Source organism: Roseovarius conchicola, assembly GCF_041403425.1.
GTDB lineage: Bacteria > Pseudomonadota > Alphaproteobacteria > Rhodobacterales > Rhodobacteraceae > Roseovarius > Roseovarius conchicola.
This window is the reverse complement of the sequence record NZ_JBGEHK010000006.1, coordinates 73,058-95,972: the sequence shown is the minus strand read 5'-3', so window position 1 is coordinate 95,972 and position 22,915 is coordinate 73,058. Positions and strand designations below refer to the sequence as shown.

The 22,915-nt window shown below is 57.6% G+C and carries 20 protein-coding genes; 7 read left to right on the top strand and 13 right to left on the bottom strand.

From position 1 onward, the window contains the following. Positions 1-185: 185 nt before the first annotated feature. Positions 186-518 carry a glycine cleavage T C-terminal barrel domain-containing protein gene (locus V6N02_RS16790; protein WP_371227352.1) on the bottom strand — a complete coding sequence of 111 codons (333 nt, stop codon included), beginning with the start codon at positions 516-518 and terminating at the stop codon, positions 186-188. On the opposite strand from V6N02_RS16790, the gene V6N02_RS16785 reads away from it, so the two are divergent. Next, complete coding sequence (locus tag V6N02_RS16785; RefSeq protein ID WP_371227350.1) at positions 511-1,398, top strand: LysR substrate-binding domain-containing protein; 888 nt, start codon at positions 511-513, stop codon at positions 1,396-1,398. The genes V6N02_RS16790 and V6N02_RS16785 overlap by 8 nt on opposite strands. Positions 1,399-1,551: 153 nt before the next feature. Here V6N02_RS16785 and V6N02_RS16780 read toward each other — a convergent pair whose 3' ends face one another. From V6N02_RS16780 to pdxR, 3 genes are all read right to left on the bottom strand, one after another. Next, positions 1,552-3,045, bottom strand: a complete 1,494-nt coding sequence (locus V6N02_RS16780; protein WP_371227348.1) for an aldehyde dehydrogenase — start codon at positions 3,043-3,045, stop codon at positions 1,552-1,554. A 16-nt stretch (positions 3,046-3,061) separates the two neighbouring features. Continuing rightward, entirely contained in the window at positions 3,062-4,252 is a 1,191-nt protein-coding gene (locus V6N02_RS16775; protein WP_371227346.1) for an epoxide hydrolase family protein, read from the bottom strand. 111 nt (positions 4,253-4,363) lie between these two features. Further along, on the bottom strand, positions 4,364-5,827 hold the full coding sequence (gene pdxR, locus V6N02_RS16770) for a MocR-like pyridoxine biosynthesis transcription factor PdxR (protein ID WP_371227344.1): 1,464 nt from the start codon (positions 5,825-5,827) through the stop codon (positions 4,364-4,366). A 169-nt stretch (positions 5,828-5,996) separates the two neighbouring features. On the opposite strand from pdxR, the gene V6N02_RS16765 reads away from it, so the two are divergent. The 3 genes from V6N02_RS16765 (at position 5,997) to V6N02_RS16755 (ending at position 8,994) form a co-directional block, all read left to right on the top strand. Further along, positions 5,997-7,037, top strand: a complete 1,041-nt coding sequence (locus V6N02_RS16765) for a TRAP transporter substrate-binding protein (RefSeq protein ID WP_371227342.1) — start codon at positions 5,997-5,999, stop codon at positions 7,035-7,037. Between the two features lie 89 nt (positions 7,038-7,126). Next, entirely contained in the window at positions 7,127-8,416 is a 1,290-nt protein-coding gene (locus V6N02_RS16760; protein WP_371227340.1) for a TRAP transporter large permease, read from the top strand. A gap of 14 nt (positions 8,417-8,430) precedes the next feature. Beyond that, positions 8,431-8,994, top strand: a complete 564-nt coding sequence (locus V6N02_RS16755) for a TRAP transporter small permease (protein ID WP_371227338.1) — start codon at positions 8,431-8,433, stop codon at positions 8,992-8,994. A gap of 205 nt (positions 8,995-9,199) precedes the next feature. Here V6N02_RS16755 and V6N02_RS16750 read toward each other — a convergent pair whose 3' ends face one another. From V6N02_RS16750 to V6N02_RS16740, 3 genes are read right to left on the bottom strand one after another with little or no spacing between them, the layout of a single operon-like run. Then, positions 9,200-10,585, bottom strand: coding sequence for a S8 family serine peptidase (locus tag V6N02_RS16750; protein WP_371227336.1), 1,386 nt, complete (start codon positions 10,583-10,585; stop codon positions 9,200-9,202). Continuing rightward, complete coding sequence (locus tag V6N02_RS16745; protein ID WP_371227333.1) at positions 10,585-11,466, bottom strand: phosphatase PAP2 family protein; 882 nt, start codon at positions 11,464-11,466, stop codon at positions 10,585-10,587. Before V6N02_RS16745 ends, V6N02_RS16750 begins: the two co-directional genes overlap by 1 nt. 9 nt (positions 11,467-11,475) lie before the next feature. Next, complete coding sequence (locus V6N02_RS16740) at positions 11,476-13,203, bottom strand: transcriptional regulator (RefSeq protein ID WP_371227332.1); 1,728 nt, start codon at positions 13,201-13,203, stop codon at positions 11,476-11,478. On the opposite strand from V6N02_RS16740, the gene V6N02_RS16735 reads away from it, so the two are divergent. Beyond that, positions 13,202-13,516 carry a hypothetical protein gene (locus tag V6N02_RS16735; protein ID WP_371227330.1) on the top strand — a complete coding sequence of 105 codons (315 nt, stop codon included), beginning with the start codon at positions 13,202-13,204 and terminating at the stop codon, positions 13,514-13,516. The two genes, V6N02_RS16740 and V6N02_RS16735, sit on opposite strands and share 2 nt — an antisense overlap. Positions 13,517-13,634: 118 nt before the next feature. Here the strand turns inward: V6N02_RS16735 and V6N02_RS16730 are convergent, their stop codons facing one another. The 5 genes from V6N02_RS16730 to V6N02_RS16710 are packed head-to-tail and all read right to left on the bottom strand — an operon-like array spanning position 13,635 to position 19,589. Continuing rightward, complete coding sequence (locus V6N02_RS16730; protein ID WP_371227329.1) at positions 13,635-15,149, bottom strand: AMP-binding protein; 1,515 nt, start codon at positions 15,147-15,149, stop codon at positions 13,635-13,637. Further along, entirely contained in the window at positions 15,146-16,549 is a 1,404-nt protein-coding gene (gene sauS / locus V6N02_RS16725) for an acylating sulfoacetaldehyde dehydrogenase (RefSeq protein WP_371227327.1), read from the bottom strand. The genes V6N02_RS16730 and sauS overlap by 4 nt, the downstream gene beginning before the upstream one ends. Before the next feature lie 59 nt (positions 16,550-16,608). After that, positions 16,609-17,571 carry a tripartite tricarboxylate transporter substrate binding protein gene (locus V6N02_RS16720; protein ID WP_371227325.1) on the bottom strand — a complete coding sequence of 321 codons (963 nt, stop codon included), beginning with the start codon at positions 17,569-17,571 and terminating at the stop codon, positions 16,609-16,611. 39 nt (positions 17,572-17,610) lie between these two features. Then, positions 17,611-18,081, bottom strand: a complete 471-nt coding sequence (locus V6N02_RS16715; protein WP_371227323.1) for a tripartite tricarboxylate transporter TctB family protein — start codon at positions 18,079-18,081, stop codon at positions 17,611-17,613. Next, entirely contained in the window at positions 18,078-19,589 is a 1,512-nt protein-coding gene (locus V6N02_RS16710) for a tripartite tricarboxylate transporter permease (RefSeq protein WP_371227321.1), read from the bottom strand. The genes V6N02_RS16715 and V6N02_RS16710 overlap by 4 nt, the downstream gene beginning before the upstream one ends. An 83-nt stretch (positions 19,590-19,672) precedes the next feature. On the opposite strand from V6N02_RS16710, the gene V6N02_RS16705 reads away from it, so the two are divergent. Then, entirely contained in the window at positions 19,673-20,728 is a 1,056-nt protein-coding gene (locus V6N02_RS16705; protein ID WP_371227542.1) for a LacI family DNA-binding transcriptional regulator, read from the top strand. 66 nt (positions 20,729-20,794) lie between these two features. On the opposite strand, the gene V6N02_RS16700 is transcribed toward V6N02_RS16705, so the two are convergent. Beyond that, the gene (locus tag V6N02_RS16700; protein ID WP_371227318.1) at positions 20,795-21,670 is read right to left on the bottom strand and encodes a LysR substrate-binding domain-containing protein; all 876 of its coding nucleotides are present in this window, start codon (positions 21,668-21,670) and stop codon (positions 20,795-20,797) included. A 128-nt stretch (positions 21,671-21,798) separates the two neighbouring features. Here V6N02_RS16700 and V6N02_RS16695 point away from each other — a divergent pair, with 128 nt between their 5' ends. After that, the gene (locus V6N02_RS16695) at positions 21,799-22,719 is read left to right on the top strand and encodes a DMT family transporter (protein ID WP_371227316.1); all 921 of its coding nucleotides are present in this window, start codon (positions 21,799-21,801) and stop codon (positions 22,717-22,719) included. Positions 22,720-22,915: the final 196 nt, after the last annotated feature.

Below are 22,915 nucleotides of genomic sequence, written 5' to 3'. Positions count from 1 at the left end.
CTAGCCTTGCGCGGGATTAGCTGGCAGCCAGCCGATTTAGCGATATCGGTTCGGACCCACCGAACGCACACCTCGTCCCAACGAGAAAGCCGACGTTGATGAGTGATCGTATCACAACGAGCGGAACACTCGTCCAACTGTGCCGATCTTTTCAGCCACCAATTTCCAGAGCATCCAAGCTGTTCCTAGCTCCGCGTCCGCGGTATCGCGTGATCCGGATCATAGAGGCAGGGTTCCACCACAGTTGCCCGAGTGCTTTTGCCGATCAGCAATACGCTGAGCTCTGTTCCAACGGACGCAAAGGCCGGGTCAAGATATGCCATCGCAAGGTTTTTCCCGACGCGATACCCCCAGGCCGCTGACGTGATCGTCCCGACGGGGCGGTCGTCGTCAAAAACCGTCTCGCCAGCATGGGCGGGTGTGGTCGTGTTGTCGATCTCGATCAACACCCGATTACGGCGATCACCCAGAGCGATTTGACGTATCAGCCCGTCTTTGCCGGGAAAGTTCTTGCCCATATCAACAAAGCGTTCAACTCCGGCCTCCAACGTCGTGCCCTCGGCGGTTCACACGGCCATCAATCAGGTTGAGGGCGCATTTGGCCTGCAGTTGACGACAAGAAGCCGTGCAACGGGCATTTCCCTGACGGCCACCGGTCGGCAGATGGAGCCCAAAATTCAAAGCCTCCTGGATGACTACGAAAGCCTGATGCAAGACGGCAATGACATGCGGACGCAGCCGAAAGGCACCCTGCGGATCGGCTATTACGCGCCCGCTGCTCCGGCGTTTATGCCCTCGATCATCGCGCCTTTGCTGTCTGGAAGCGATGACATCTCGGTCAAGTTCTTCGAATGTGAGAACCAACGGGCCCAGGACGGTCTGATCTCGGGGGATTACGACGTGATCGTTTGCGTTGCGAATGCGATGAAGCCCGGCATTACCTATGAAACGCTCCTGGAGGTCCCTGCATACGCGTTGGTGCCGCGCAGTCATCCCTTTGCAGCCCGGTCCAGTATCGCGATGGAAGATCTATCCGAGGAGAAGCTCGTGCTGCTCGATTTGCCCATCATCAGCGAGTATTACGCGACCCAATTTGACCATGCGGAGATCGCGCCGAATATCGTTGCAACAGCAACATCATTGGAAATGGTTCGCAGTCTTGTTGGCCGAAATGTTGGCTGCTCGGTCCTGCACATGGTGACCGCCAATGACGTGACCTATGCAGGCGACAAAGTCACCGCGGTACCACTGCGACCTCCCGTTCAGCCTTTCAAGATCGTTGCCGGCCACTTATCAGATAATCCGCGCCGTCTGGTCAAAGCCTTCGTTGACGAGTTGCGCACTTACTTCAAACAGCCGCGGGCACAAAAGCTACGTATCCTCGCCGACATTAACTGACGCACGGCATTACGTTGAGGGCCTGCTCTGCAGAAGCCCTGGCGCGGCAGCGTCTATAGTCGTGAATGTCGGCTAACCAGGCTGTCCTTATGGTCAGCCGCTTGCGCTTCCCCTGCCGGAGCGGTCCTTGGCAGCGGCGGTTCCTTCTTTGCCTCAGCTGGCCGAAGACTGAATCCAGATTGTCTTGGTCTGCATATACTGTTCCAGCGCCTCTGTACCGTTATCGCGCGCAAGCGAGCCGGACTGCTTGTAACCGCCGAATGGTGTCTTGATATCACCTTCGGAGAACCCGTTAACCGATACGGTTCCGCAGGGCAATGCACGGGCCATGTGGAGCGCACGGTCGATGTCCTGCGTGAAGACAGTGGCATGCAGCCCGTACTCGGTATCACTGGCAACAGCCAGGGCGTCTTCGGCGGACTGCATTGGCATGATGCCCAGCACGGGGCCGAAGATTTCTTCGCGTGCGATTTTCATCTCGGGTGTGACGCCCTGGAAAACCGTTGGTTCGACGAAATAGCCCGGCAGCTCGCTATCGCCGCCCATCACCTTCTGCGCGCCGTCGTCGATGCCACTCTGGATATAGCTCATCACCATTTCCTTGTGGCCTTTCGTGATCATCGAACCAATATCGGTGGCCGGGTCCAGCGGATCCCCCAGCTTGAAAGCCTTGACGCGCTCCATGATCCGCGCGGTGAATTCCTCGACCAGAGGGGCCGCGATCAGCTGGCGCATATTGGCAGAGCAATTCTGCCCGCCGTTCCAGAACGCCGACATCGCGGCATGTTCGATCAGGTCGTCGCTGATCCGCGCGTCATCCAGCACGATAAAGGGGCTTTTACCCCCCATCTCCAGCCCCACGCCCTTGAGGTTGCTGTCACCGGAATAGCGCATGAACATGCGTCCGACCTCGGTCGATCCGGTGAAGGACACGGTGTCGATGTCATTGTGCAGACCAATCGCAGCACCCGCGGTTTCGCCAAAGCCCGGCACGATGTTGATGACACCGGCGGGCACACCGGCCTCTAGCATCAGCTCGGCCAGCCGAATGGTTGACAGCGGTGTCTGTTCCGCCGGTTTGATCACCGCCGAGCAGCCGACCGCAAGCGAAGGCGCGATCTTCCAGGCGGCCATAACAAGTGGGAAGTTCCAGGGTAGGACGGCACCGGCGACACCGGCAGGCTCTCGCGTGATCAGCGCCATGGCTCCGGGGCCGGTTGGGGCGATCTTGCCAAAGGTCTTGTCGGCCAGTTCGGCGTACCACTGGAAGAATTTCGGAACCTCTCCGCCAATTTCCTCCATGCAGTCATTGATTGTCTTGCCCGTATCAAGGCTTTCCAGAACGGCCAGCTCATGGGTGTGGTCCCGAACCAGTTGAGCGACCTTCAGAAGCACCTCTTTGCGCTCTTCCGGCTCCGCACGCGACCATGTTCCATCGTTGAATACGCGCCGCGCCGCTGCAACAGCGCGATCAACATCCGACGGTTTGCAATGCGCAACCTCGGCAAGGACCTGACCAGTGGCCGGATTGGTCGTCTTGAATGTGTCACCATCCGCAGCATCGCAGAACTGGCCATCGATAAAGGCCTGGCCATTTGGTTTCAGATTGCTGGCGATAGCCCGATATTCGGCATGGGAAAGCGTCATTGGTGTCTCCGTCGGATCAAGTGCGCAAGCTGCGCGCGAATGTTCGAATGTCGTTCAGAAGCATCTCGGGCTCTTCCATCGCCGCGAAATGACCGCCGCGGGGCATCTCGGTCCATTGGGTGATATTGTAGATGCGATCGGCGTAGGATTTCGGCGGCCAGCGCAGCATTTCCGCCGGGAATACCGCACAACCGGTTGGCACTTCGACGCGGCGGCCCTCAGGCGACAGGATGCGCCCGCCTTCCTCGCGCCGTCCGTAGTAGATCCACGAAGCCGTATTGAAGCTGCGCGTTGCGATGTAGATCATGATGTTGGTCAGCAATTCGTCCTTGCTGTGCGCCTGCTCAATGCCGCCCACTGGCACATCGGACCAGTCGTGAAACTTCTCCACCAGCCAGGCGGCGATGCCCACGGGGCTGTCCATCATCGCATAGCTCAGCGTTTGGGGCCGAGTGGCCTGTTGCGTGCGATATCCGTTCTGCATGATCTGGTCTGTGTCGAATTGCCTGTCCCAGTCGATCTCCTCAGGCGTTTGCGGGCCATCCGGGTGGCGCATGGTCAGAACGTTGATGTGGATCGCCTGGCAGGCCGGGGCATGTTCAAAGCCAAGCCAGGAACAGATCGCCCCTCCCCAGTCGCCGCCCTGGGCAAGGTAGCTGTCGAAGCCAAGCGTCTTGGTCATCAGGGAATTCAAAACACCCGCAATTCTACGCGGGCCGTAGGGGCGTGGAGGCCGCCCGGAAAAACCAAAGCCCGGCAGCGAAGGCGCGATAACCGTGAAGGCATCGGCCACATCGCCGCCGAACCGTTCGGGATGCGCCAGCGGTTCGATCAGGTTCAGAAACTCGGCAACTGAACCCGGCCAGCCATGGCTGATCATCAGCGGCATCGGGTTTGGACCGCTACCCACCTCGTGAATGAAATGCATGTCGATTCCGTCGACATTCGCACGAAACTGCGTAAAGGCGTTCAGCCGGGCCTCCTGCGCGCGCCAGTCGAATTCGCCGACCCAATAGGCGCAAAGCTCTTTCAGGTAATCCAGATTGGTGCCGTAATCCCAACCACCGTCATCCGGCATCTCGTGCCAAGGGAACTCAGCCACACGAGTCCGGATCTGGTCCAGAACGCTGTCGGAGATGTGGCATTCGAACGGGGTCACCGGGGTGTCAATGGTCATCGGATCCTGTTCAACCGTTTCAACTGTCATGACTTGTTCCGCGTCGCTGTGATAATCGTGATGCAAAGCCAGTTAACTGCTTCGCTTCAGATACGGCGAGAGACAGGTGATGAAATTCGAAGGGACAGTTGGTCAGGGAATTCAGAGTACGGCCCGTACTTCTTCGGCGATGATCTTTACCCCCGCTTCCAGTTTTTCGACTGGCACATAGGCAAATCCAAGGCGGAAACTGCGGCAGTCATTCATGCTCAGGTAGTAGTCCTGACCCCGATCCACCAGAACGCCCTTTTCGCGCAAACGCACGGCCAGGGCAGAGGCATCAAAACCCTCGGGCCCAGTCAGCCAGAAAGACGTTCCTCCTTCCGAATCGGTGCGTCGCAACATGCCCAGATGCTTGGTGATGGCGTCGTTCATGGCGTGCCAGCGCTTGTTGTAGCGCCGCTCGATGTTACGCAGATGGGAATCATAGTGCCCAAGCTGGAAGAACAGCGCGACGATTTCCTGCACGATGGTGGGCGGATGGCGCATCATCACGCCGCGCGCGATACGGGCTTCGCGGATAATGTCACGATGCGCGACGATAAAGCCAAGCCGGATGCCCGGTGACACCGTTTTCGATAAGCTGCCGACATAGATGACCCGGCCCGTCTCGTCCATGGAACGCATGGAGGGCGACGATTTGGCGACGTAGTTCATCTCGGCCTCATAGTCGTCCTCGATGATCAGGAAATCCTTGGCAATGGCAGCCTCCAGTAACTCTTCGCGCCGCGCCTGGCTCATGGTGACCATGGTCGGGAATTGATGGCTGGGTGTTGTGAAAACAAGCTGACAGCCAGACGGAATGGCACTGGGGACAATGCCGTCATCGTCGATGGCGACGCCGATCAGGTCGCTTCCCGCCAACCGAAAGGCATTGCGCGCACCGAAGAAGCCGGGATCCTCCAGCGCGATGGGTTTTCCGGATTGAGCAAAGATCGTGCCAAGAAGATACAGCGCGTTCTGCGATCCGAGGGTGATCAGGATTTCATCATCATCGGCATAGATGCCGCGCGTGTTCAAAAGCCTCTGACGCAATTGTTGCACCAACTGCGGGCTATCGCTTTCGACGGAATCGTTGGCCCAAAGCGGCATCTGTTTGCGCCCCAGGGCCTGCCGGGTGCATTCGCGCCAACCATCTACCGGGAACAGGTCCGGGTCGATTTGATTGTAGATGAACGGATAGGGATAGGCATTCCAGTCCAGCGGATTGACCACGGGCATGAGGTTGTTCGGCGGGAAATTGACCGGGCAAGGCACTTGCCGTTTTGCCATCGCCCCGCTCTTGAATTGCGCCTTTCGCAACTCCGCCACTTGCGGCGCAGCGAAGTAACCCGAACGATCGCGCGACACCAGGAGTTCCAGGTCAACCAGGCGGTTGTAAGCGGCAAAAACCGTGTTCCGTGACACGCCCAACTGGTTCGCCAACTCGCGGCATGACGGCAGCGGCCGGTCGGAAGCCAGAGATTCAGACATGATGGCCGCACTCACAACTTCGCAGATCTGATCGCGTAGGCTTAGAGGAGAGTTTTTGGGCAATTGAATGAACTTGGGGGTGACAGGGGCCAAGGTCTACCTCCTCTCGAATTCGGACAGGACAGACTCTAGAGTCTCTGGGGACAGTTTGTCAGGTGCAATCCGATCTGTCCCTTTCATTCAAAGTATCTGTCACTTTCTTTGACCCTGCCTCCAGTGAAAAATAATCGCAACGAACAAACCAATGATGGGAGTAATGAAGATGAGACTGAAATCCGTAGGAAAAGTTTTATGTCTGGCCAGCGCCCTGGCACTATCGGCCGGGATTGCCAGCGCCGAGAAAGTACTTAAGCTTGGCACCGTGGGCTTTATCGGGATGCCAATCGGGGATGCCATCGATCAGGCGCTGATCCCGACCTTGGAAGAGGTTTCGGGCGGGCAAATGAAAATCGAACCGCATTACCGCAAGTCACTTTGCAGCGAGCAAACCTGTGGTGAACAGGCCAACCAGGGTCTGCTGGCCCTATGGACCAGTTCCACCGCGAATTTCGGCAATTTCGGCACGTCGCTCGCCATTTTCGACCTGCCCTACATTTTCAAAAGCATCGAGGATGCCGATCGCATCTCGTCCGAATGGCTGGCTGAAAAACAGTGCCAGGTGGCGGCCGAGGAGGCAGGACATGTCTGTCTGACGGTCTATTCGTCGGGCGGTTTCCGGCAGTTGGGCAATGCCGCCGGTCCGGTTCGCGTCCCTGCGGACATGGAAGGTCTCAAGTGGCGCGTGACCAAGAGCCCGATTGAATACACATTGGTCAAGAACTGGGGCGCTGTCCCGGTGCCCTATGATTGGGCACAGCTGTATCAGGGCCTGCAAACCGGTGTTGTTTCGGGCCAATATGTAGCCACGCCCTGGCAACACGTGGCGAAGCTGCACGAAGTCGCCCCCTATTTCACCGAGATCGGCGGATCATGGTCCGGCAACCAGCTCTCGATCGACAAGCGTCAGTATGATGCGCTGAGCGATCAGGAGAAGGAATGGCTGCATGCCGCGGCCAAAGCGTTTGGCCAGAAGGTGCAGGAACTTGACCGTGCCTGGGTCGAAGCGGGCGAAGCCGCCATCAAGGAAACCGCGAAGGACTGGTATGTGCCGACCGAAGAGGAACTGACGCTCTGGCGGGCAGGCGCCATCGACGCCTGGCTCAATGCCAAAGGCACCTATGACCCGGCAACCGCCCGCCGCGTTCTGGAAGAACAGGGCATGACCGACTTCATCGCCCAACTGGAAGAAGCAGGGGCGCTCTAGTCCACGAGCGTCAAGATTGAAACGAGCATGGGCGCGGAATCGGGTTCCGCGCCTTTTGACGACACCCAAGCCGCAACGGGGCAGATTGAATGGAAAGCGTCGCACTACTGACCATCCTGGTCGTGATGATCATGCTGGGCGCCCCCGTGGGCTTCGTGATGATCCTCATCCCGGTGGTCTACATCCTGATCACCGATGCAGCACCGATGATCCTGATCCCAAGCCAGATGTTTCAGGCCATCGACTCGGTCCCGCTGACGGCCATTCCCTTTTTCATGCTGACCGGCGAGCTGATGACCTCTGCCACCATCACCGACCGTCTGGTTGATCTGAGCCAGCGGATCATCGGGCGGATGCGGGGCAGCATGGCGCAGGCGAACGTTCTGGTCAGTATGTTCTTCGCCGGCATGAACGGCTCGGTCGTGGCCGACACGGCGACAGTCGGCTCACTACTGGTGCCGGGGATGAAAAAGGCGGGATACCCTCCGGAGTTCGCCGCCGCCATCACCGCAGTCAGCTCGACCATCGGCGGGATCATCCCGCCGTCAATCATGATGATCGTGCTGGCCAATGCGGGCGGTATTTCTGTTGGGGCCTTGTTCGCGGGTGGTATCATCCCTGGCCTCATGATCGGCGGGCTTCTGATGGTCATCAACTACATCATCGCGCGTCAGAAGAATTTCGAACGCAGCGATCAGCCCTTCAGCCTCAAAGGCATCGTCATTGCCGGGTACAAATCGTCCTTTGCACTTCTGATCCCTGTGGTTTTAGTTGGTTCGGTTGTCTTCGGCATCGCCGGTGTGGTTGAGGCGGGCGCGCTGACGGCAACAATCGCGTTGTTTGTGGGTCTCTTCATCTACCGCACGATCACCTGGACCAACTGCAAGAGCGCCTTCGTGCGTGCCTTCCGCAACTCTGCAATGGTCTTTATCATCATCGCCGCGTCCGGGCCCTTCAGCTGGCTTCTGACCTCCCTTGGAGCCATCGGACAGCTTGAGAGCTGGCTGTTAAGCTATACCTACAACCCGATGGTTTTCGCCCTGGTCCTGGTGCTCTTCATCTGCTTGCTCGGCATGGTGATGGACTCAGCGGCCAACATCATCGTCGCGGGGCCTGTGCTGGTCGATGTAATGGTCAAGGCCGGATATGCGGATGTGCAGGCAGCCCTGGTTGTGGTTGTCGGCTTCCTGATCGGATCAGTGACGCCGCCGGTTGGTGTCGCGTTCTTCACGGCAGGTGCGATTGCGGAGGTCCGGCTTGAGAAGGTCGCCATTGCAATGCTGCCTTATCTCGTCGCGCTCTTCGTGCTGCTTTTCGTTCTGATAGTCGTGCCAGACTTCACCATGTACCTGCCACGCGTCCTGGGCTTCGCGAGTTGAGAAAGGAGACTGCTATGATCGCCGTCATCAAGTTCATCGACAGCGCAGCCAAGAAGACGCTTACTGCCTTATGCGCCGTACTGCTTCTGGCGATGGTGGCCTTCACTGTCTATTCCGTCGTGATGCGTTATGTCTTCAAGGACCCGCCTATCTGGGGCGATTTGCTCACAGTGCTCAGCAATATCTGGCTGGTTTTCTTTGCGCTTGCACTTACGGTCCGCGACAAAGATCACATCGCTCTGGACCTGATTTATAACTGGCTTCCCCAAAAGGCCGCATTCTTCATCCAGCAATTCTGGACGGCGATCATCTTTTGCCTGGGCCTCGTGATGATCATCTGGGGGTTAGAGGCTGTAGCGACCATGGGCGGCAAATACTGGGAGATGTGGTATTTCGCCTGGGAAGACGGTGGGATCGTCTTCAAACCAAATTACATGCCGAAAAAATACGCCGTCGCTATCGTGCCGATCTCGGGCTTTCTGGTTTGCCTGGCCGCGGTTGCCTCGATCATCGAGGACAGCCTGCGGCTGAAGGCGGGAACCTACAAGCAATCCCAGGATATGGAACCGGACAACTAGCGGCGCAAATCGGAATATCTGATCATTGGCTTTGCGGACCTTCGTCCATCTTGCGGAGTCGGGTAAGGATCTCACTCAGGCCTGCTGTGAGCCTGCTTCGACTTCGCCGCCATATCGCGTGGCACTCAGCCCAAGGACACAGGCTGCTCCGTTTCACAGGAGCAGCACCGTTTTCTTTAACGCCGAGGTTTTTCAGAATCAGCCCCTAGCTGTCAGGGAAGCTTGGAACACCTGACCAACAGGGCACGTAAAACTCTTCCTCTTCGCTGTTCTGGGCGTGGCATTTGTTCAGCAACCAGGTTTTGGCCCCGGGACCCGAACCGCCTTCATAGCTTTTCGTGGACCGTCCCAGCGACAGGAAGCCAGCCACCAGCGCAGAGGCCGCCGAGGTGCCCCCAAACCGGCAGAAATACGAGCCGAACTCCCGCAACGACCCATCTTTGGTCGCATGATGGTAGGGGCTGTCAGAATAGCCTGCCGGCCCCGGCACATCCGTGCTGATGACATCGTAGCTTGAGTACTTGTGGTTGGAGTTTTTGACGGGAACGCCGATCGGATCGTAAAGCGGGTCCTGCTCATCAAGACGGACCTCTGCCGCGTCAAAGGCTTCGCCGTCATTGCTTGGGGCCATCACGGTGATGTTGCGTGTCACGGAATAGCTGCTGCGAAATCCCTTGGCGTTCACCGACCCGACCGAAATGATGCCATTATGCTCGGACGCCAGATTGGCCGGGTAGATGGCGTTCTCTTCATTGGCATTGCCTGCAGCGCACACAACGGGACGCGTCTGCGAGACATTGACAATCAGCGCAGCAAGCTCACTCCACAATTCAGCCTCTTCCTGGGTTGCCGAGGTTTGGCGCACCAGATCGGTCAGGCTTTCATCGCCCAGATGAATATCTCCCAATTCCGGCACAAAACGATACGGATCGGAAATGTTGCGGGGCAAGAGCACAACGTCGGCGCCAATTAGCTCGGCATAGAGAAACGCCAGGATCAGCCCCTCCGGCTCCGGATCAAAATTTGCAGAGATCTGCACGATTTCGCACATCGGGTCGACGCCAGTGTAGGGCAAAGGCAGCGGCACAGGTTCTCCTTTGGGCGTAAGCTGCGTGGTGATACAGGGCCGCGCCCCTACAAGGCCCGCGATACTGGTCCCATGCGCCGAGAAAAACGGAGATACACACGGCTGGATATCCTTGAAATGCGGTTTGGCATCGTGTGACAGCCGGTCAACCAGTTCTGCAAGCAATTGCACCGTGTGCGGAAGCCCATCCGCGATATCGGTTTCCCAGTTCAGATCAAGATTTCCAAGCGTTTCCTGATCCTTGGGCAGATAAGGAAAAGACCCCAATCGCGCCGAAAAGAAATCGAGCGAAAGACTTTTGTTGATCACACCCTGCAGATTTGGATGTTGAACCGCCGCGGATGTATCAATGACGGCTATCCGCGTTGGTTTGACTGGTGGGTTGACCGACCAGTCAACGGGCGCATCGTTTTCATCCAGCACACCGAGCGTTCGCAGATGCCACAGCGCGTCATATTGCGGATAAGCCTGTTGGCCGGTGATTTGAGCTTCGGCTTTTGTCATCAGATCCACTCCGATTGCGCTGCAAGCATTGGTTTTTCAAGTACCTTTTCCAGAACCGGCGCAACCATCCGCGCCAATTGGTAACCGGCTTCCGTGTCGGACGCGTAGTGCAGCCCGGCCCATTCCCGGTTCTCGGCAATTCGGCGGGCGCTGTTAAACATCTCTGAACTGGCCGGGTGCTCCGGCAGCATGCGCGAAAACAGGAATGCGATCGAAAACGACTGGAATGAGTGATTTGACGGGTAAGACTGATGCGCCGGGTTTGGCAGAACCGGGCGCAAACGCGGCTCGACCTGGTTTGGTCTGAGCACGTCAAAGCGGTCCTTGTAGCGTAGCCCGATCTCGTCCGTGAGTGCGAGGATGAGATAGAACAGCGCCTCGGTCGCTTCGTAGCCCCCCAGTTCTTCCACGCCCAAGGGACGCAGGTAACCGGAGAGTTCGATATTAGCCTCGCGGAAAATCTCTTCGATTCGATGGACTTCCTGAGGCGTTTGGCGCAGCACCTGCTTGACCAGAAGATCCACCGCTTCATGACGCAACTGTTCGATTGTCGGCGGAAGCGGCACCGGCAGATCAATCCATTCGCCAAGCAGCGCGTGCAGCTTTTCGCGCTCTTTCCAAGGCTCCAGAATGTCGCTGGCCACCACATCGAGGTTCCGGTTGCGATTTCTGTTGCGGTTCCTGTTCCGATTGCGATTTCTATTCCGGTTTCTGTTGCGATTGCGGTTTCTGTTGCGGTTGAGCGCCAGCAACGACAATACGGAGCCCCCGGCCGCCCCCACGGCCGGGTTCTCCACCGGTTGTGCGGTCGTATCGTTCAACCGCAGGCCGGTCTGCGTAACAACAAATCGATTTTCTGCAAGTATTTGATGAATATCCACTTTCCCCTCCTAGGTGGTAAATCGTCTGATTGCCTCTAACAGCTCGGATTGTTGGCTTTTCTCGGCAATTCTAAAGCGCTCTTTTTGCACCTCGATATCAATGAATTCGGGATCGCGAACCAAAAGCTTTTTGTGGATGTCGGCCGCTTCGGCCTCGCGCCCCGTCTTGGCAAGATTGACCAGGAGGTAGCGCATCGCAGCCGTGAACTTCGGTTGTTTTTTCAACGCATTCCTGCTGGCAACAATCGCTTTTCGATGATGGCCCAACATGGTCGATGCCATGGCAAGCGTGGTGTCATAGCTATAGCTGATAGGGCTGTAGCTGCCTAAATAAACAGCGCGTTCAGCCGCCTTATAGGCCGCATCGTAGTCACCCGTATAAAGCTTGTTGAGGGCGTAGTGATCCCAGACAAAGGCCTGATTCTGGTTGAGCTTCAGCGCACGCTCCAACAATTCGCAGCCCAGTTCGTAATCGCGGAAAATATAGCCCATGGTATGTCCCAGGCACGCTAGCGAGATGGAATTGAACGGGTTCTGGCTTAACACCTCGCGCGCCAGTTGGTCTGTCTCGGCCTCGGACGTCGCATCAAACGATCCCAGGTTTTCGCCGATCTTGAAACTCGTCGCATATGTCTTCAGCGCAGCGAACAGGGCCTCGTTCTGACTGCTTTTTTGCGCCAGCAGAGCTTCCGCGTTCTCCAGCGCTTTGTCATCCAGCCGAAACATCATGTTCAGCGCGGTGTACCCGGCCACAAGCGGTTTGGGCTCGGGGGCGCTCTCGCTCAGAACGCGCTGTTCCAGACTGCGCGACACACGGTCCGTGTTCTGCGTGACAAAGCCGGACAGAAGGTAGCTGTCCAGATTCAGGGCCTCGTCAACCGTGGTCTGAACAGATTGGCTCCACTCCAGCGACATGTTCGCAGCGGTGTAGAAGAAAAAGGTAAGCGTAAGCGACTCTCTGATCTGAAGGGCGCGGACACGAACGAAATAATCCGTATTGCTTGCCCCAATCAGGGTGTCGGAATGGCCTGTGGTGTCACGCAAATCGAACACGTCGATCGGATGCAGTTCTTTCAGGCTTTTGACGATGCCTTCAAGCAGATGGTCGGGCACAAAGGCTGTCGCCGCATCACACCCTTGTTGAATGCTGGGCAACACCCCAAAAGAGACGCGGGGCTCGGGTGCGGGCCCAAAGCTGAAGTTCTGATATGCACTGACGGTGGACGACCCCGGGCGATCTGGCGCTTCGGCTGCACGCGTGAAAAGGTCTTCCGATTTGTCGCGCCAGATTTGTCGCTCAAGCATAAGCCAGTCTTCAAATTCTTCATCCTGAACATCTATGCCCTCAAGCAATTCAGCCTCGGGCGAAATTGACAGGGCTGCCAGTTGCGAGGGATCCTGTTCAAACGCATGGTAGTCGATCCATATCGCGTTGGATCGAAACGTGACGGAATGGCGATCCACCTGAATGATGCTGTCAAACAGCCAACCAAGATCGCGGCGAAGCTCAAACAACAACTGTCGCAGACTGGTCGAGGATTTCCGTTCGCTGCTTTCGCTCCAGAGTTTGTCGCGCAACCAGACCCGCGTGCGCTGACGTCGTGGTGCAAGCGCAAGCAAGGCCAGCAGGGCACAGGCCTTTTTGCTGCGCGGCGTGAAAGAGTTGCCAGAGGTGTCAGTCAGCTCCAGCGGTCCAATAACAAATAACTTTGCTACAATTTGATTTGTGCCAGTCATGTCCGAAGCATGCTCAAAATTGGGTGTATTTGGAAGGGACTTGGGAGAAACAGGTGTGGCAAAAACCGCTGCGGTCGCGCCTTCGGAAGAGTTAGCGGCTGACCGCAACGAACACGCGCCGGATACAAAAACCCTTTTTGAAATAGAGACTTTGGTCATAAAAACGATTTTCCACTTCCCCTCCAAATACGAGAATCAGCCTAGAAAATCCGGCGTTAGTGAATCGTTAACGAATTTGGGTACTGGCCTTCAGAAACCTCGCCAACAGCGCCAAGCACCGACGCAATGCGCCTGTATTTCAAGACAGAATTGACAGTTTCGCAGGCTCAGATTCGGCATCAGGACGGCCCTGTCAAACCAGCCCAACCTCAGAGACATTGGCGCAGTTCTTAACGAATCGAATAGCTAAAACTGGCCGCGTACCGCTTCGGTCAGGCCTTGGTGAGGTCTTTGGTAAGTGATCCGATTTTGATCCGTTGAATCTTGCCCGAAGGCCCCTTGGGAAGATCCTCAAGCACATGCACCATATCGGGACATTTGAATGTGCCAAGCTTTTCGCGGCAGATCTCGATCAGCTTTTCGGGCCCAAGCTCGGATCCTTCTCTGAGCTTGACGGCAGCCTCCACGCGCTCTCCGTAGGTCTTGCAGGGCAGGCTGAACGCCGCGGCCTCTATCACGTCGGGGTGTGAATAGAGCGCCTCGTCAATTTCGCGCGGGGCGATGTTCTCACCCCCCTTGATGATCAGTTCCTTCAATCGTCCAGTAACAAAGAAGTAACCGTCTTCATCAATGTGCCCCAGATCACCGGTACGTAACCAGCCATCGGGAGTGAAGGTATCCCGCGTTGCGTCTGGATTCTTCAGGTATTCGCGCATCAGGTTGGGGCCGCGCACGGCGATTTCACCCTGGGTGTTGGGTGGCAACGGCGTCAGGTCAGCCGACAAGATACAGCCTTCGTTACCATAGGCCTTTCCGGGCGAGCCGATTTTGCGCACTCCGGGTGGCAGCGGGTTTGACAGGATCTGGGCGGCCGTTTCAGTCAGCCCCATGGTTTCCACGATCGGCACGTCAAAGCGGGTTTCAAAACTGGTCTGCACGTCCGGCGCCAGAGGGGACGACGCCGAACGCCCGAACCGCAGCCGTGCCCGGGTTTCAGGAGTGGGAGAGGTGTCGGAATGCAGCAGGTGCGAGATAATTGTCGGCACGACCGAGAACCAGGTGGCCTGCGCCGTTTCGCATTGGGTCCAGAACTTGCTGGCCGAAAACTTCTCTGCGATGGCCAGCCGCCCGCCTGTGATCAGTGTGCTTATCACCGACACGCAAAGCCCGTTGATATGATAGATCGGCAAGACACAAAGCCCGCAATCCTGCGCCGTGAGACGGTGGGCAACCGCCGGCGTCCAGCCTCCAGCCAGAAGGCTGGAATGGCTATGAGCAACACCCTTGGGCCGTCCCGTGGTGCCGGACGTATACATCAGCAAGGCGTCGTCATCCGGATCGAGCGAGTGCAGTTCGATGTCAGCGGAGGCATCTATGTTTTGAAGGGTGGTCAGTCCCGATGGGCGCACACGCTCGAACAGGGCCTGCTGAGCCTTGCCAACAAGGGCCACGGGCGCTTCGCAATGTTCAAGCGCATAGCCAATCGCCTCATCCCCCGCCACGAGGTTCACGACCGTGGCGCGGAACCCGCCGTAAAGTGCACCAAACAGACACTCGATCGCGTCGCGCCCGTTGGGCTGCAGGATGGCAACACTTGCCCCTTTAGGTAACCCTTGTACGGTAAGATGGGCGGCCATCGCCTGTGCCCGTTGCCGAAGAGCCGCCCAAGTCAGAGGGGCGTCTTCGTCAAGGAACATGTATGCGGTGACATCACCGGACAGCCTTGCGCGCTGATCCAGCCAGTCGCGAACGGTTCCCTGAGGGGGTGCATTTAGGTCCATGTTCACTGCCCTGCGCGGTCCCAGTAATCTGCGAAAATGTCCTCGACGGCGGGTTCGTTCGGCGCGATTTCCCGGATCACCTTGGTGGTTTGGATAAAGTGCTTCCAATGCAGATTCTCATCGATGGAATTGCCGCCCCAGCTGCCGCATCCCATCGACAGGGAAAACGGCATGCCATTGGTGAACGACCCACCGGTCGCAAAGGTATGGGCCTGATTGACGACAACCCGACAGGTCGGCATGGCCCGCCCCAGTTCAACCGCGCGTTCGTCTATAGCGGTGTGAACACCCAGCGAATGGCCTGCGCCCTGATAGTCCAGGATACGGGCCGCGATCTGGCGTGCCGCATCATAATCCGCCGCACGGTAGAGCGCTGCCACGCGGCTCAGCTTTTCACCGGAGAGCGGGTGGTCCGCGCCGATACCCGCCGTCTCGACCGCGAGGAACTTGGTGCCAGCGGGCACCTGCCCTGCCATGCCGAGCGCCTCCAGCATTTTGTCGGCATCCTGAGCGATAACAGCGCGGTTCAGATGCCCGTCCGGCCAAAGCTTTGAGACGATCGCGGCCTCATCGGTAACACGCGCGCCGCCTTCTTTTGCCAGCGCCTCCACGAAGGCGTCATAAACCTCGTCGACCACGATGATTGAATTCTCGGAGGAACAGGAGGTCGCGTTGTCAAAGGTCTTGGAGGCCGTGATCTTGGCGGCAGCGGCGGCAAGGTCGGCTGTTTCGTCCACAATTGTTGTGACATTGCCTGCGCCCACCGCCACGGCCGGGGTGCCGCAGGTCTGCGCGCGGTGCACGTTGTTTTGACTGCCCGTGCAGATCACGCGATCAGACAGCTCCATCATGGCCTGGGTCTTGGCCTTGGAACCGGGGGGCGGGATCATCTGAACCAGATCGTGGTCCAGGCCGATCTTGTCGAATTCAGTATGGATATAGCTCAGCAATTGTTCGCAACTCGCGACACCCTTGGGCGACGGGGCCACAACAACCGCATTGCCGCATTTCAGCGCGTTGATGATGTTATTGGCAGGGGTCGCCGCAGGGTTGGTCGAGGGCACAACAGCGCCGACCACCCCCACTGGACGGGCAATCTCGGTGATACCGGTCGCGGGATCGTCTGACAGCACACCGCAGGTTTGCACATTCTTGATGTCACGCATCAGGCCAAGCGTCTTGCGATGGTTCTTGGTGATTTTGTCGGGCACATTGCCAAGGCCTGTAGTCTCAACCGCCAACTCAGCCAGAGCGCGATTTCTGCTTGGTTCCATAATGGCCCAGGCGGCGGCAGCGGCGGCATGGTCATAACGCTCCTGCGTGGCATCGCTCTCATACGCTTTTTGGGCTGCGCGCGCGCGGGCCATGATCATCTCGACCTGGGCAATGTCATCATGGGCGTTCATCATGGAAGTCCTTCTGAGATGGACAGGGCGACCATCGCCCTGCCCCATTGGTTTGGCAATCAGAGACCGGCCAGAAGTTCTTTGAGGGTCTCTTCCCGTGCGGCCCACATTTCGATGACCTCATCGCGGGTCATGATATGCATGGGCGAGCCACCGGCCTCCATCTTCTTGGCAACACGAGCGTTCCTGAACATCTCGGGGACCGAGGCGGCAAGCTTGTCGATCACCTCTTGCGGGGTACCTTTCGGCACCATGATGCCACGGAAGTTCACGCTGGCATTGTCGATGTCATATCCCTGTTCTTTCAGCGTTGGTACATCGGGCAGAAACGCATTGCGCTCAAGGTCAAACACCCCAAGGATTTTGACATTCCTGGCTTCTTGCGCGCGGAACGCATCCGAGAGGTTGTTCACACCGCCCATGACCTCGCCAGCAATCACGGCTTTCATCGCTGCCGCACCGCCACCCTTGGTCGGGATATAGGCCATCTTCACGTCCGCCGCTTTCTCAAGCTGAAGCGCTGCGATGTGGTGGCCAACGAACAGGCCCGCGCCGGAAAAGGTCAGCTTGCCGGGGTTTTCCCTTGCGAAGTTCACCACGTCGTCCATCGAGTTCATCTCACTATCTGCAGCAACGACAAACACCGCCGGATCGGCGCCCCAGTTGGCGATGGGCTCGAAGCTGTCTGTCGAATACTGCACACCGCCTTTGATCGACTGGGCGATGAAGTGCGGTACATTATAGGCACCCAGCGTATACCCATCAGCATCGGCCTGCGTTGCGAACCAGTTCCAGCCGACACGGCCCCCGGCCCCGGGTTTGTTGATGATGGCAATGGGCATCCCAAGGGCGTCTTCATTGCCTGCGGTCATGGTGACAATGCGCGCCTGAAAGTCGGTGGCACCGCCCGCCCCATAACTGACCATCATCATCACGGGACGTTCGGGGTATTCGTCGGCTATAGCCACCCCTCCACCCAATGTTGTCAGGGCCAGTGCTATCCCTGCTAAAAGTTTCTTCATGGTTAAATCCTCCCTTGGATCATTTTTTATTTTCAGTTTTCAGAACAGTATCTCTGCCGGCGTGTAGACCTTCAGCAGCTTGGCGAAGAGCCCGTACATGATCGCCAGATAGCAGGCCGTGATAATCCCGCGCTTGACCCAGGTGCGGATCTCGCGATGGGGGGCCGGGTCATAAAGCGATAACAGTATAAAAAAGGCGATCCCGCCCGCCGTGTAGAAACCCAGCGTTTTTGCCGCCCAGAAGATATAGATCAGCGCAACCACGATGCCGGGCAGGAGATTGGCAAAATCATAGGTTCCCAACCCGTGCCCGACCTTGGTCCAGCCCAGCAGCGCCTTGATGAAGGTCCAGACAGCCAGCACAACAAAGACGGTCGAGATCAGCCTGGGGAACAGGAAAGCTTCGGACGGCTGTTGCGTATAACTGATCCAGGCCACCCAAGCGCCGACCACGGCGATGATCCCTGAGGCGACGATATGCTGAAGGCGGGGAAGAGACGGCGTATTCATCCCATGATCTCCTCTTTTGAGGTGTAACGACGCGAGCGTATTTCCATCCAGGCCGAGTAGATGATCGAGGCGATCACGGCGGCGATCAGGACGATGTTCAGTGTCCCGCTGAGGAAGTACGTTCCCAGCCCATCGGTGGCATTGGCGATCATGCTGCCTTGAATGAAGTTCGCTTCGGCAATCGGCCCCAGGATCAGGCCCAGCACCAGCGGTGCCGCCGAAAAACCGAACCGTTCGAGAAAGTACATCATCACGCCCAGCGCGGCCATGACATAGACATCGCCCATTGAGGATTGAACTGAATAGCTCCCGAACACCGCAAGCCCCAGAACCACCGCAGCCATCACGCATTGCGGCACCTGTGCCACGCGGGCGGCAAGACCTGCGACATAAAGGCCAAAGATGCACATCAGCACCTGGCCGATCAGCATCGAGTTGATGAAGGTCCAAGCCACATCCGGGTGATTGTCAAACAGGTCTGTGCCCGGAAAAATTCCGTGGATCAGCAGGCCACCCAGAAGGACTGCCGCGGTCGGTGAGCCGGGGATAGACAGGGTCAGCAGCGGCACGAGGCTCGGGCCGACCATCGCATTGTTGGCGGCTTCTGCTGCGATTACGCCCTCGGGATGCCCTTTGCCGAACTTGTCGCGCTCGGGGCTGAACTTCTTGGTCTGATCATAGGCCACAAGCCCCGCAATCTGACCGCCAACACCCGGGATCAATCCAATAATCGCCCCCGTGATCGTCCCGATCGAAAGGGCACGGGGACGACTCGCCACCTCGCGCATTGCATCGGTAACGGAATGCTTTTGGACCTTTATCACCTCGGCGCCTTTCACCCGGCGCCCCTTGGCGAACATGGTCAGGACCTGCGGAATTGCGAAAAGACCAATAAGTGCGGCAATAATGTTGATCCCCCCGCCCAATGAAGGATGGAAGATGAACCGCTGTGCGCCCATGATGTCGTCAAACCCGATCGTGGCAAGCCACAGACCGATACACCCCGAGAGCAGCCCTTTGACAACCGACGCCGTGTCCAGCGAGCCGATCACGGTCACCCCAAGGATTGCCAGCCAGAACAGGTGACTTGGCCCAAAGGCCAGCGCCCATTGGGCCAATACCGGTGTCAGGAAGATAAGCAACAGAACCCCGATCACGCCCCCCACGGCGGATGCCAGAAAGCTGAGCTGCAGGGCTCTTGCCCCCTCGCCCTGCTTGGCCATCGTGTGGCCATCCAGAGTTGTCGCGATATTGGCGGGTGCGCCGGGAATCTTCAAAAGGATCGCGCTGACGGCACCACCCGCGACAGTCGAGGTATAGGCCGCCCCCAACAGGATCAGGCCCTGGACCGGCTGAAGGTGGAACGTGAACGGGATCAGCAAAGCAACCGCCATGGTTGGCGACAGGCCAGGGGTTGCCCCCAGAATCAACCCGCCAATGGTGCCCAAAAGCAAAAGCCCAAAGGACACAGGCGTGAAGACATCGCCGAAGTAATAAATGAATTCCAAGTCGCCACCCTGACAGTTGTCTTTGATTGACAGTCAAGCGTAAGTCATGAAAATAGTATTGCAAACGTTTTCATAAATTTCTGATTTTGGAATATCAAGTGTCTGAAATAAATAAAGGAAAACCAGATATTGTCGATGTTGCAAAGGCAGCGCGCGTTTCGATCTCGACCGTCTCGCGCAGCTTCAACCACCCCGAGCTGGTCAACCCGGCGACTCGCAAAAGGATAGACCGGGCCGTCCAGAAACTGGGCTACATCCGCAACCGCGCAGCACAGGTGATGCACGGTCGGCGCAGCGGCACGATCGGACTGGTGGTGCCCACGATCGACAATGCGATTTTTGCCGAACTGATCCAGTCCTTTTCCAACGCGCTCGACAATCGCGGCTTCACGATGCTGATCGCCTCGCACGGGTTTGACCTTGATCGTGAGTACGCGATGCTGCGCAAGCTGCTGGAGCACCGCGTGGACGGGCTGGCCTTTATCGGCCTCGAACACTCAGAAGCAACCTACCAGTTGATTGATCAGCAAGGAATCCCAACCGTTGCGATCTGGAACTATAGTGAATCATCACCAGTCTCTTGTGTCGGCGTGGAGAATACCGAGGCCGGACACCTGGCGGCGCAGCATCTGATGTCTCTTGGCCATCGTGATATTGCCCTTGTTTTTCCCTCCACACTTGGCAATGACCGCGCCCATGATCGATTGCAGGGTGCCCTGTCGTTACTGCGCAGCGAAGGTATCGAGGTTCCCGAAAAGTGGCGTCTTGATGCCCCCTACAACGTGACCCAGGCAAAACGCGCCTGCATCGCGCTGTTGGAACAACCCGAACGTCCCACCGCCATTCTGTGCGGCAACGATATCATCGCGCAGGGGGCACTCTACGCGGCCCGACATTTGAACCTTCATGTACCGAATGACCTGTCGATCATGGGTATTGGAGATTTCCATGGGTCGGCAGAAATTGAACCCTCTCTGTCGACCGTACGCATTCCGGCAAAGAGTATTGGCGTTCTGGCTGCGGAACAAATCGTCGAAGCAATCTCGGGGCAGCATTCCGGGGTTCGGACAAACAAGTGTGACCTTCGCTTGATTAAAAGAACCTCAACCGCTGCACCCGCGAAACACACGCTTCGTTAAGAGGTGTGATCCAGCAGGTCGTTTCCGATCAGTTCCTTCAACGGTTATGCACAATATCCATGCTTGTCAGTCTGAGAGTTCATCGGCCAACCACGCCAAAAGCTGCTCTGTCCGTGGGTGCTGATCGCGTGACGTACCGCGGAAAACGGAAAGCTCTGTCGGCCGCGCCACAAACTGTGTGCAAGGCCGGATCAGTTTCGAATCAGCGATCAGACCTTCGGTGGTCCGGCGCCATCCCAAAGCGATGCCCTGACCCGAAACCGCGGCTTGTAGCGCAAGCGGGTAGCTGTCGAAAGGGACGATCCTGGGGCGTTTTGGAAGCGCGCCGCCGACACCCTCGAACCAATGCTGCCATTCCATCCAGTCTTGCGGAACAACGAGGTGAGAGAGCAGAGGAAACGCAACCAGATCGTGCGGTTCCAACGGCAGGCTGCGCTCCGATACAAGCGAGGGTGCGCAGACCGGAAAGATGTCATCTGCCGCCGTGAAGGCCAATCGCGCCGAGCCAGACGCGCGACCCGACGTCTGGATGGCAACATCAAAGGCCTCGGATGCCTTGGTCAAAGGATCAAGGGTGCTTACCACCCGCAGTTCAACGCCGGGGTGCTGTTCGTGGAAGCGGGCAAGCCGTGGCATCAGCCAGTAGAATGCCTCGCAAAGCTGACAGTGGAGTACAAGTTCGCCCGAGCGTCTGGCGCCACGCAAAAGCGCTATTTCGGCGGCAACCTCGGACAGCGCCGCACCAACCACCTGCCCGAGCCTTTTTCCGGCGTCTGTCAGGAAAACCGCCCTGTTGCGCCGCTCGAAAAGATGTATCCCAAGTTCCTTTTCCAAAAGACCAATTTGCTTGCTGACAGCCGTCTGGGTCATGCCAAGTTCAGCAGCGGCCAGTGAAAAGCTTTCATGCCGCGCTGCGGCCTCAAATGGTTTCAGACGCGACATGGGTGGAAGAAGGCGACTAGAATTATCCATAACTTTAACTCATGCAAATAAGACAAAAACTCTTTTTTCATCTGAGGTAATACATGATTTCTGAGTGATGTTGAACCATATAGAAAGTTTGAAACGACATGACAGTCACGGCAGAAAGAGACACGTCACGACACGCCGTTCCGGCGATCATTTTGTCCGTTGCCGCCCTGTCGCTGGGCGACGCCGTTATCAAGGCGACTGGCCTGTCGTTGCCCTTGTGGCAGATGTATATCCTGCGCTCTGCCCTCGTCGTTCCCGTCCTGTGGTGGCTTGCCCGCAGGCGGGGTCCGATCACGCTCACCGCGCCGTTCTGGATTGTTATGCGCAGCACGTTGTTGGTCATCATGTGGCTTAGCTACTATTCCTCCCTATCGCTGATGCCGTTGTCACTGGCCGCGGCAGCCTATTACACCGGGCCCCTGATGATCGTGGCATTGGCCGCCCTTGTCGCCCGTCAATGGCCACCAGCCCGCGCGATCTTGGCGATCGGATGTGGGTTCGTGGGCGTGCTGATGATCATCCGGCCCGACACATCTGGCTTCGCAATCGGCACCTTATTCCCGGTCATCGCCGCTTTGTTTTATGCCTGCGCGATGGTGCTGACATCGACCAAGTGCCGTGAGGACGACCCTTTGATTCTGGCCCTGTTTCTGAACGTGGCCTTTATCATCGGCGGGGCTGTCCTCAGCCTTTTTTCTGGTCGCGACGGATCGCTGTTCTTTGGTCCGTGGCAACCAGTCGATCTGCGACTTCTGGGAACTGTCTTGGCTCTTGCAGCCCTGATCCTGATCGGGAGCGTAGGGGCCGCGTTCGCTTACCAGAACGGGCCGCCAGCCACGGTTGCCGCATTCGATTACAGCTATCTCGTGTTCAGTCTGGTCTGGGGCAGTTTGTTCTTCGCTGAGTGGCCGGGCACGATCGCCCTGATCGGCATCGCCATCATCCTGGTTGCAGGCCTTCTGGCGCTGCCAAGTCGGAATAAACCTGCGAAGTCAGATGCCTTCCGGAACGAGGTTTGATCTGTCAAAATGCATCAGAAGGTGCCGCTTGATTCTTTAGACGCGTAGGAGAGGGTTTGCCCTGACAAACTACGGGCGCTCATCCTGCCATCAGCTGGCGCGGGGTCACCCTCAGCCGTGCATGGATTATCGACCTGTCGCAAAATGTCTTTGGTTGTCGGAAAACTCCACCGCTTGCCAATAAGTTACCCACCAT

Excerpts from the sequence above, each read along its gene's own strand:
- V6N02_RS16790 (WP_371227352.1), bottom strand. The coding sequence starts at position 518 with ATGGGCAAGAACTTTCCCGGCAAAGACGGGCTGATACGTCAAATCGCT.
- V6N02_RS16780 (WP_371227348.1), bottom strand. The coding sequence starts at position 3,045 with ATGACGCTTTCCCATGCCGAATATCGGGCTATCGCCAGCAATCTGAAA.
- V6N02_RS16775 (WP_371227346.1), bottom strand. The coding sequence starts at position 4,252 with ATGACAGTTGAAACGGTTGAACAGGATCCGATGACCATTGACACCCCG.
- V6N02_RS16765 (WP_371227342.1), top strand. The coding sequence starts at position 5,997 with ATGAGACTGAAATCCGTAGGAAAAGTTTTATGTCTGGCCAGCGCCCTG.
- V6N02_RS16760 (WP_371227340.1), top strand. The coding sequence starts at position 7,127 with ATGGAAAGCGTCGCACTACTGACCATCCTGGTCGTGATGATCATGCTG.
- V6N02_RS16755 (WP_371227338.1), top strand. The coding sequence starts at position 8,431 with ATGATCGCCGTCATCAAGTTCATCGACAGCGCAGCCAAGAAGACGCTT.
- V6N02_RS16750 (WP_371227336.1), bottom strand. The coding sequence starts at position 10,585 with ATGACAAAAGCCGAAGCTCAAATCACCGGCCAACAGGCTTATCCGCAA.
- V6N02_RS16735 (WP_371227330.1), top strand. The coding sequence starts at position 13,202 with ATGTCCGAAGCATGCTCAAAATTGGGTGTATTTGGAAGGGACTTGGGA.
- V6N02_RS16740 (WP_371227332.1), bottom strand. The coding sequence starts at position 13,203 with ATGACTGGCACAAATCAAATTGTAGCAAAGTTATTTGTTATTGGACCG.
- sauS (WP_371227327.1), bottom strand. The coding sequence starts at position 16,549 with ATGAACGCCCATGATGACATTGCCCAGGTCGAGATGATCATGGCCCGC.
- V6N02_RS16720 (WP_371227325.1), bottom strand. The coding sequence starts at position 17,571 with ATGAAGAAACTTTTAGCAGGGATAGCACTGGCCCTGACAACATTGGGT.
- V6N02_RS16715 (WP_371227323.1), bottom strand. The coding sequence starts at position 18,081 with ATGAATACGCCGTCTCTTCCCCGCCTTCAGCATATCGTCGCCTCAGGG.
- V6N02_RS16700 (WP_371227318.1), bottom strand. The coding sequence starts at position 21,670 with ATGTCGCGTCTGAAACCATTTGAGGCCGCAGCGCGGCATGAAAGCTTT.
- V6N02_RS16695 (WP_371227316.1), top strand. The coding sequence starts at position 21,799 with ATGACAGTCACGGCAGAAAGAGACACGTCACGACACGCCGTTCCGGCG.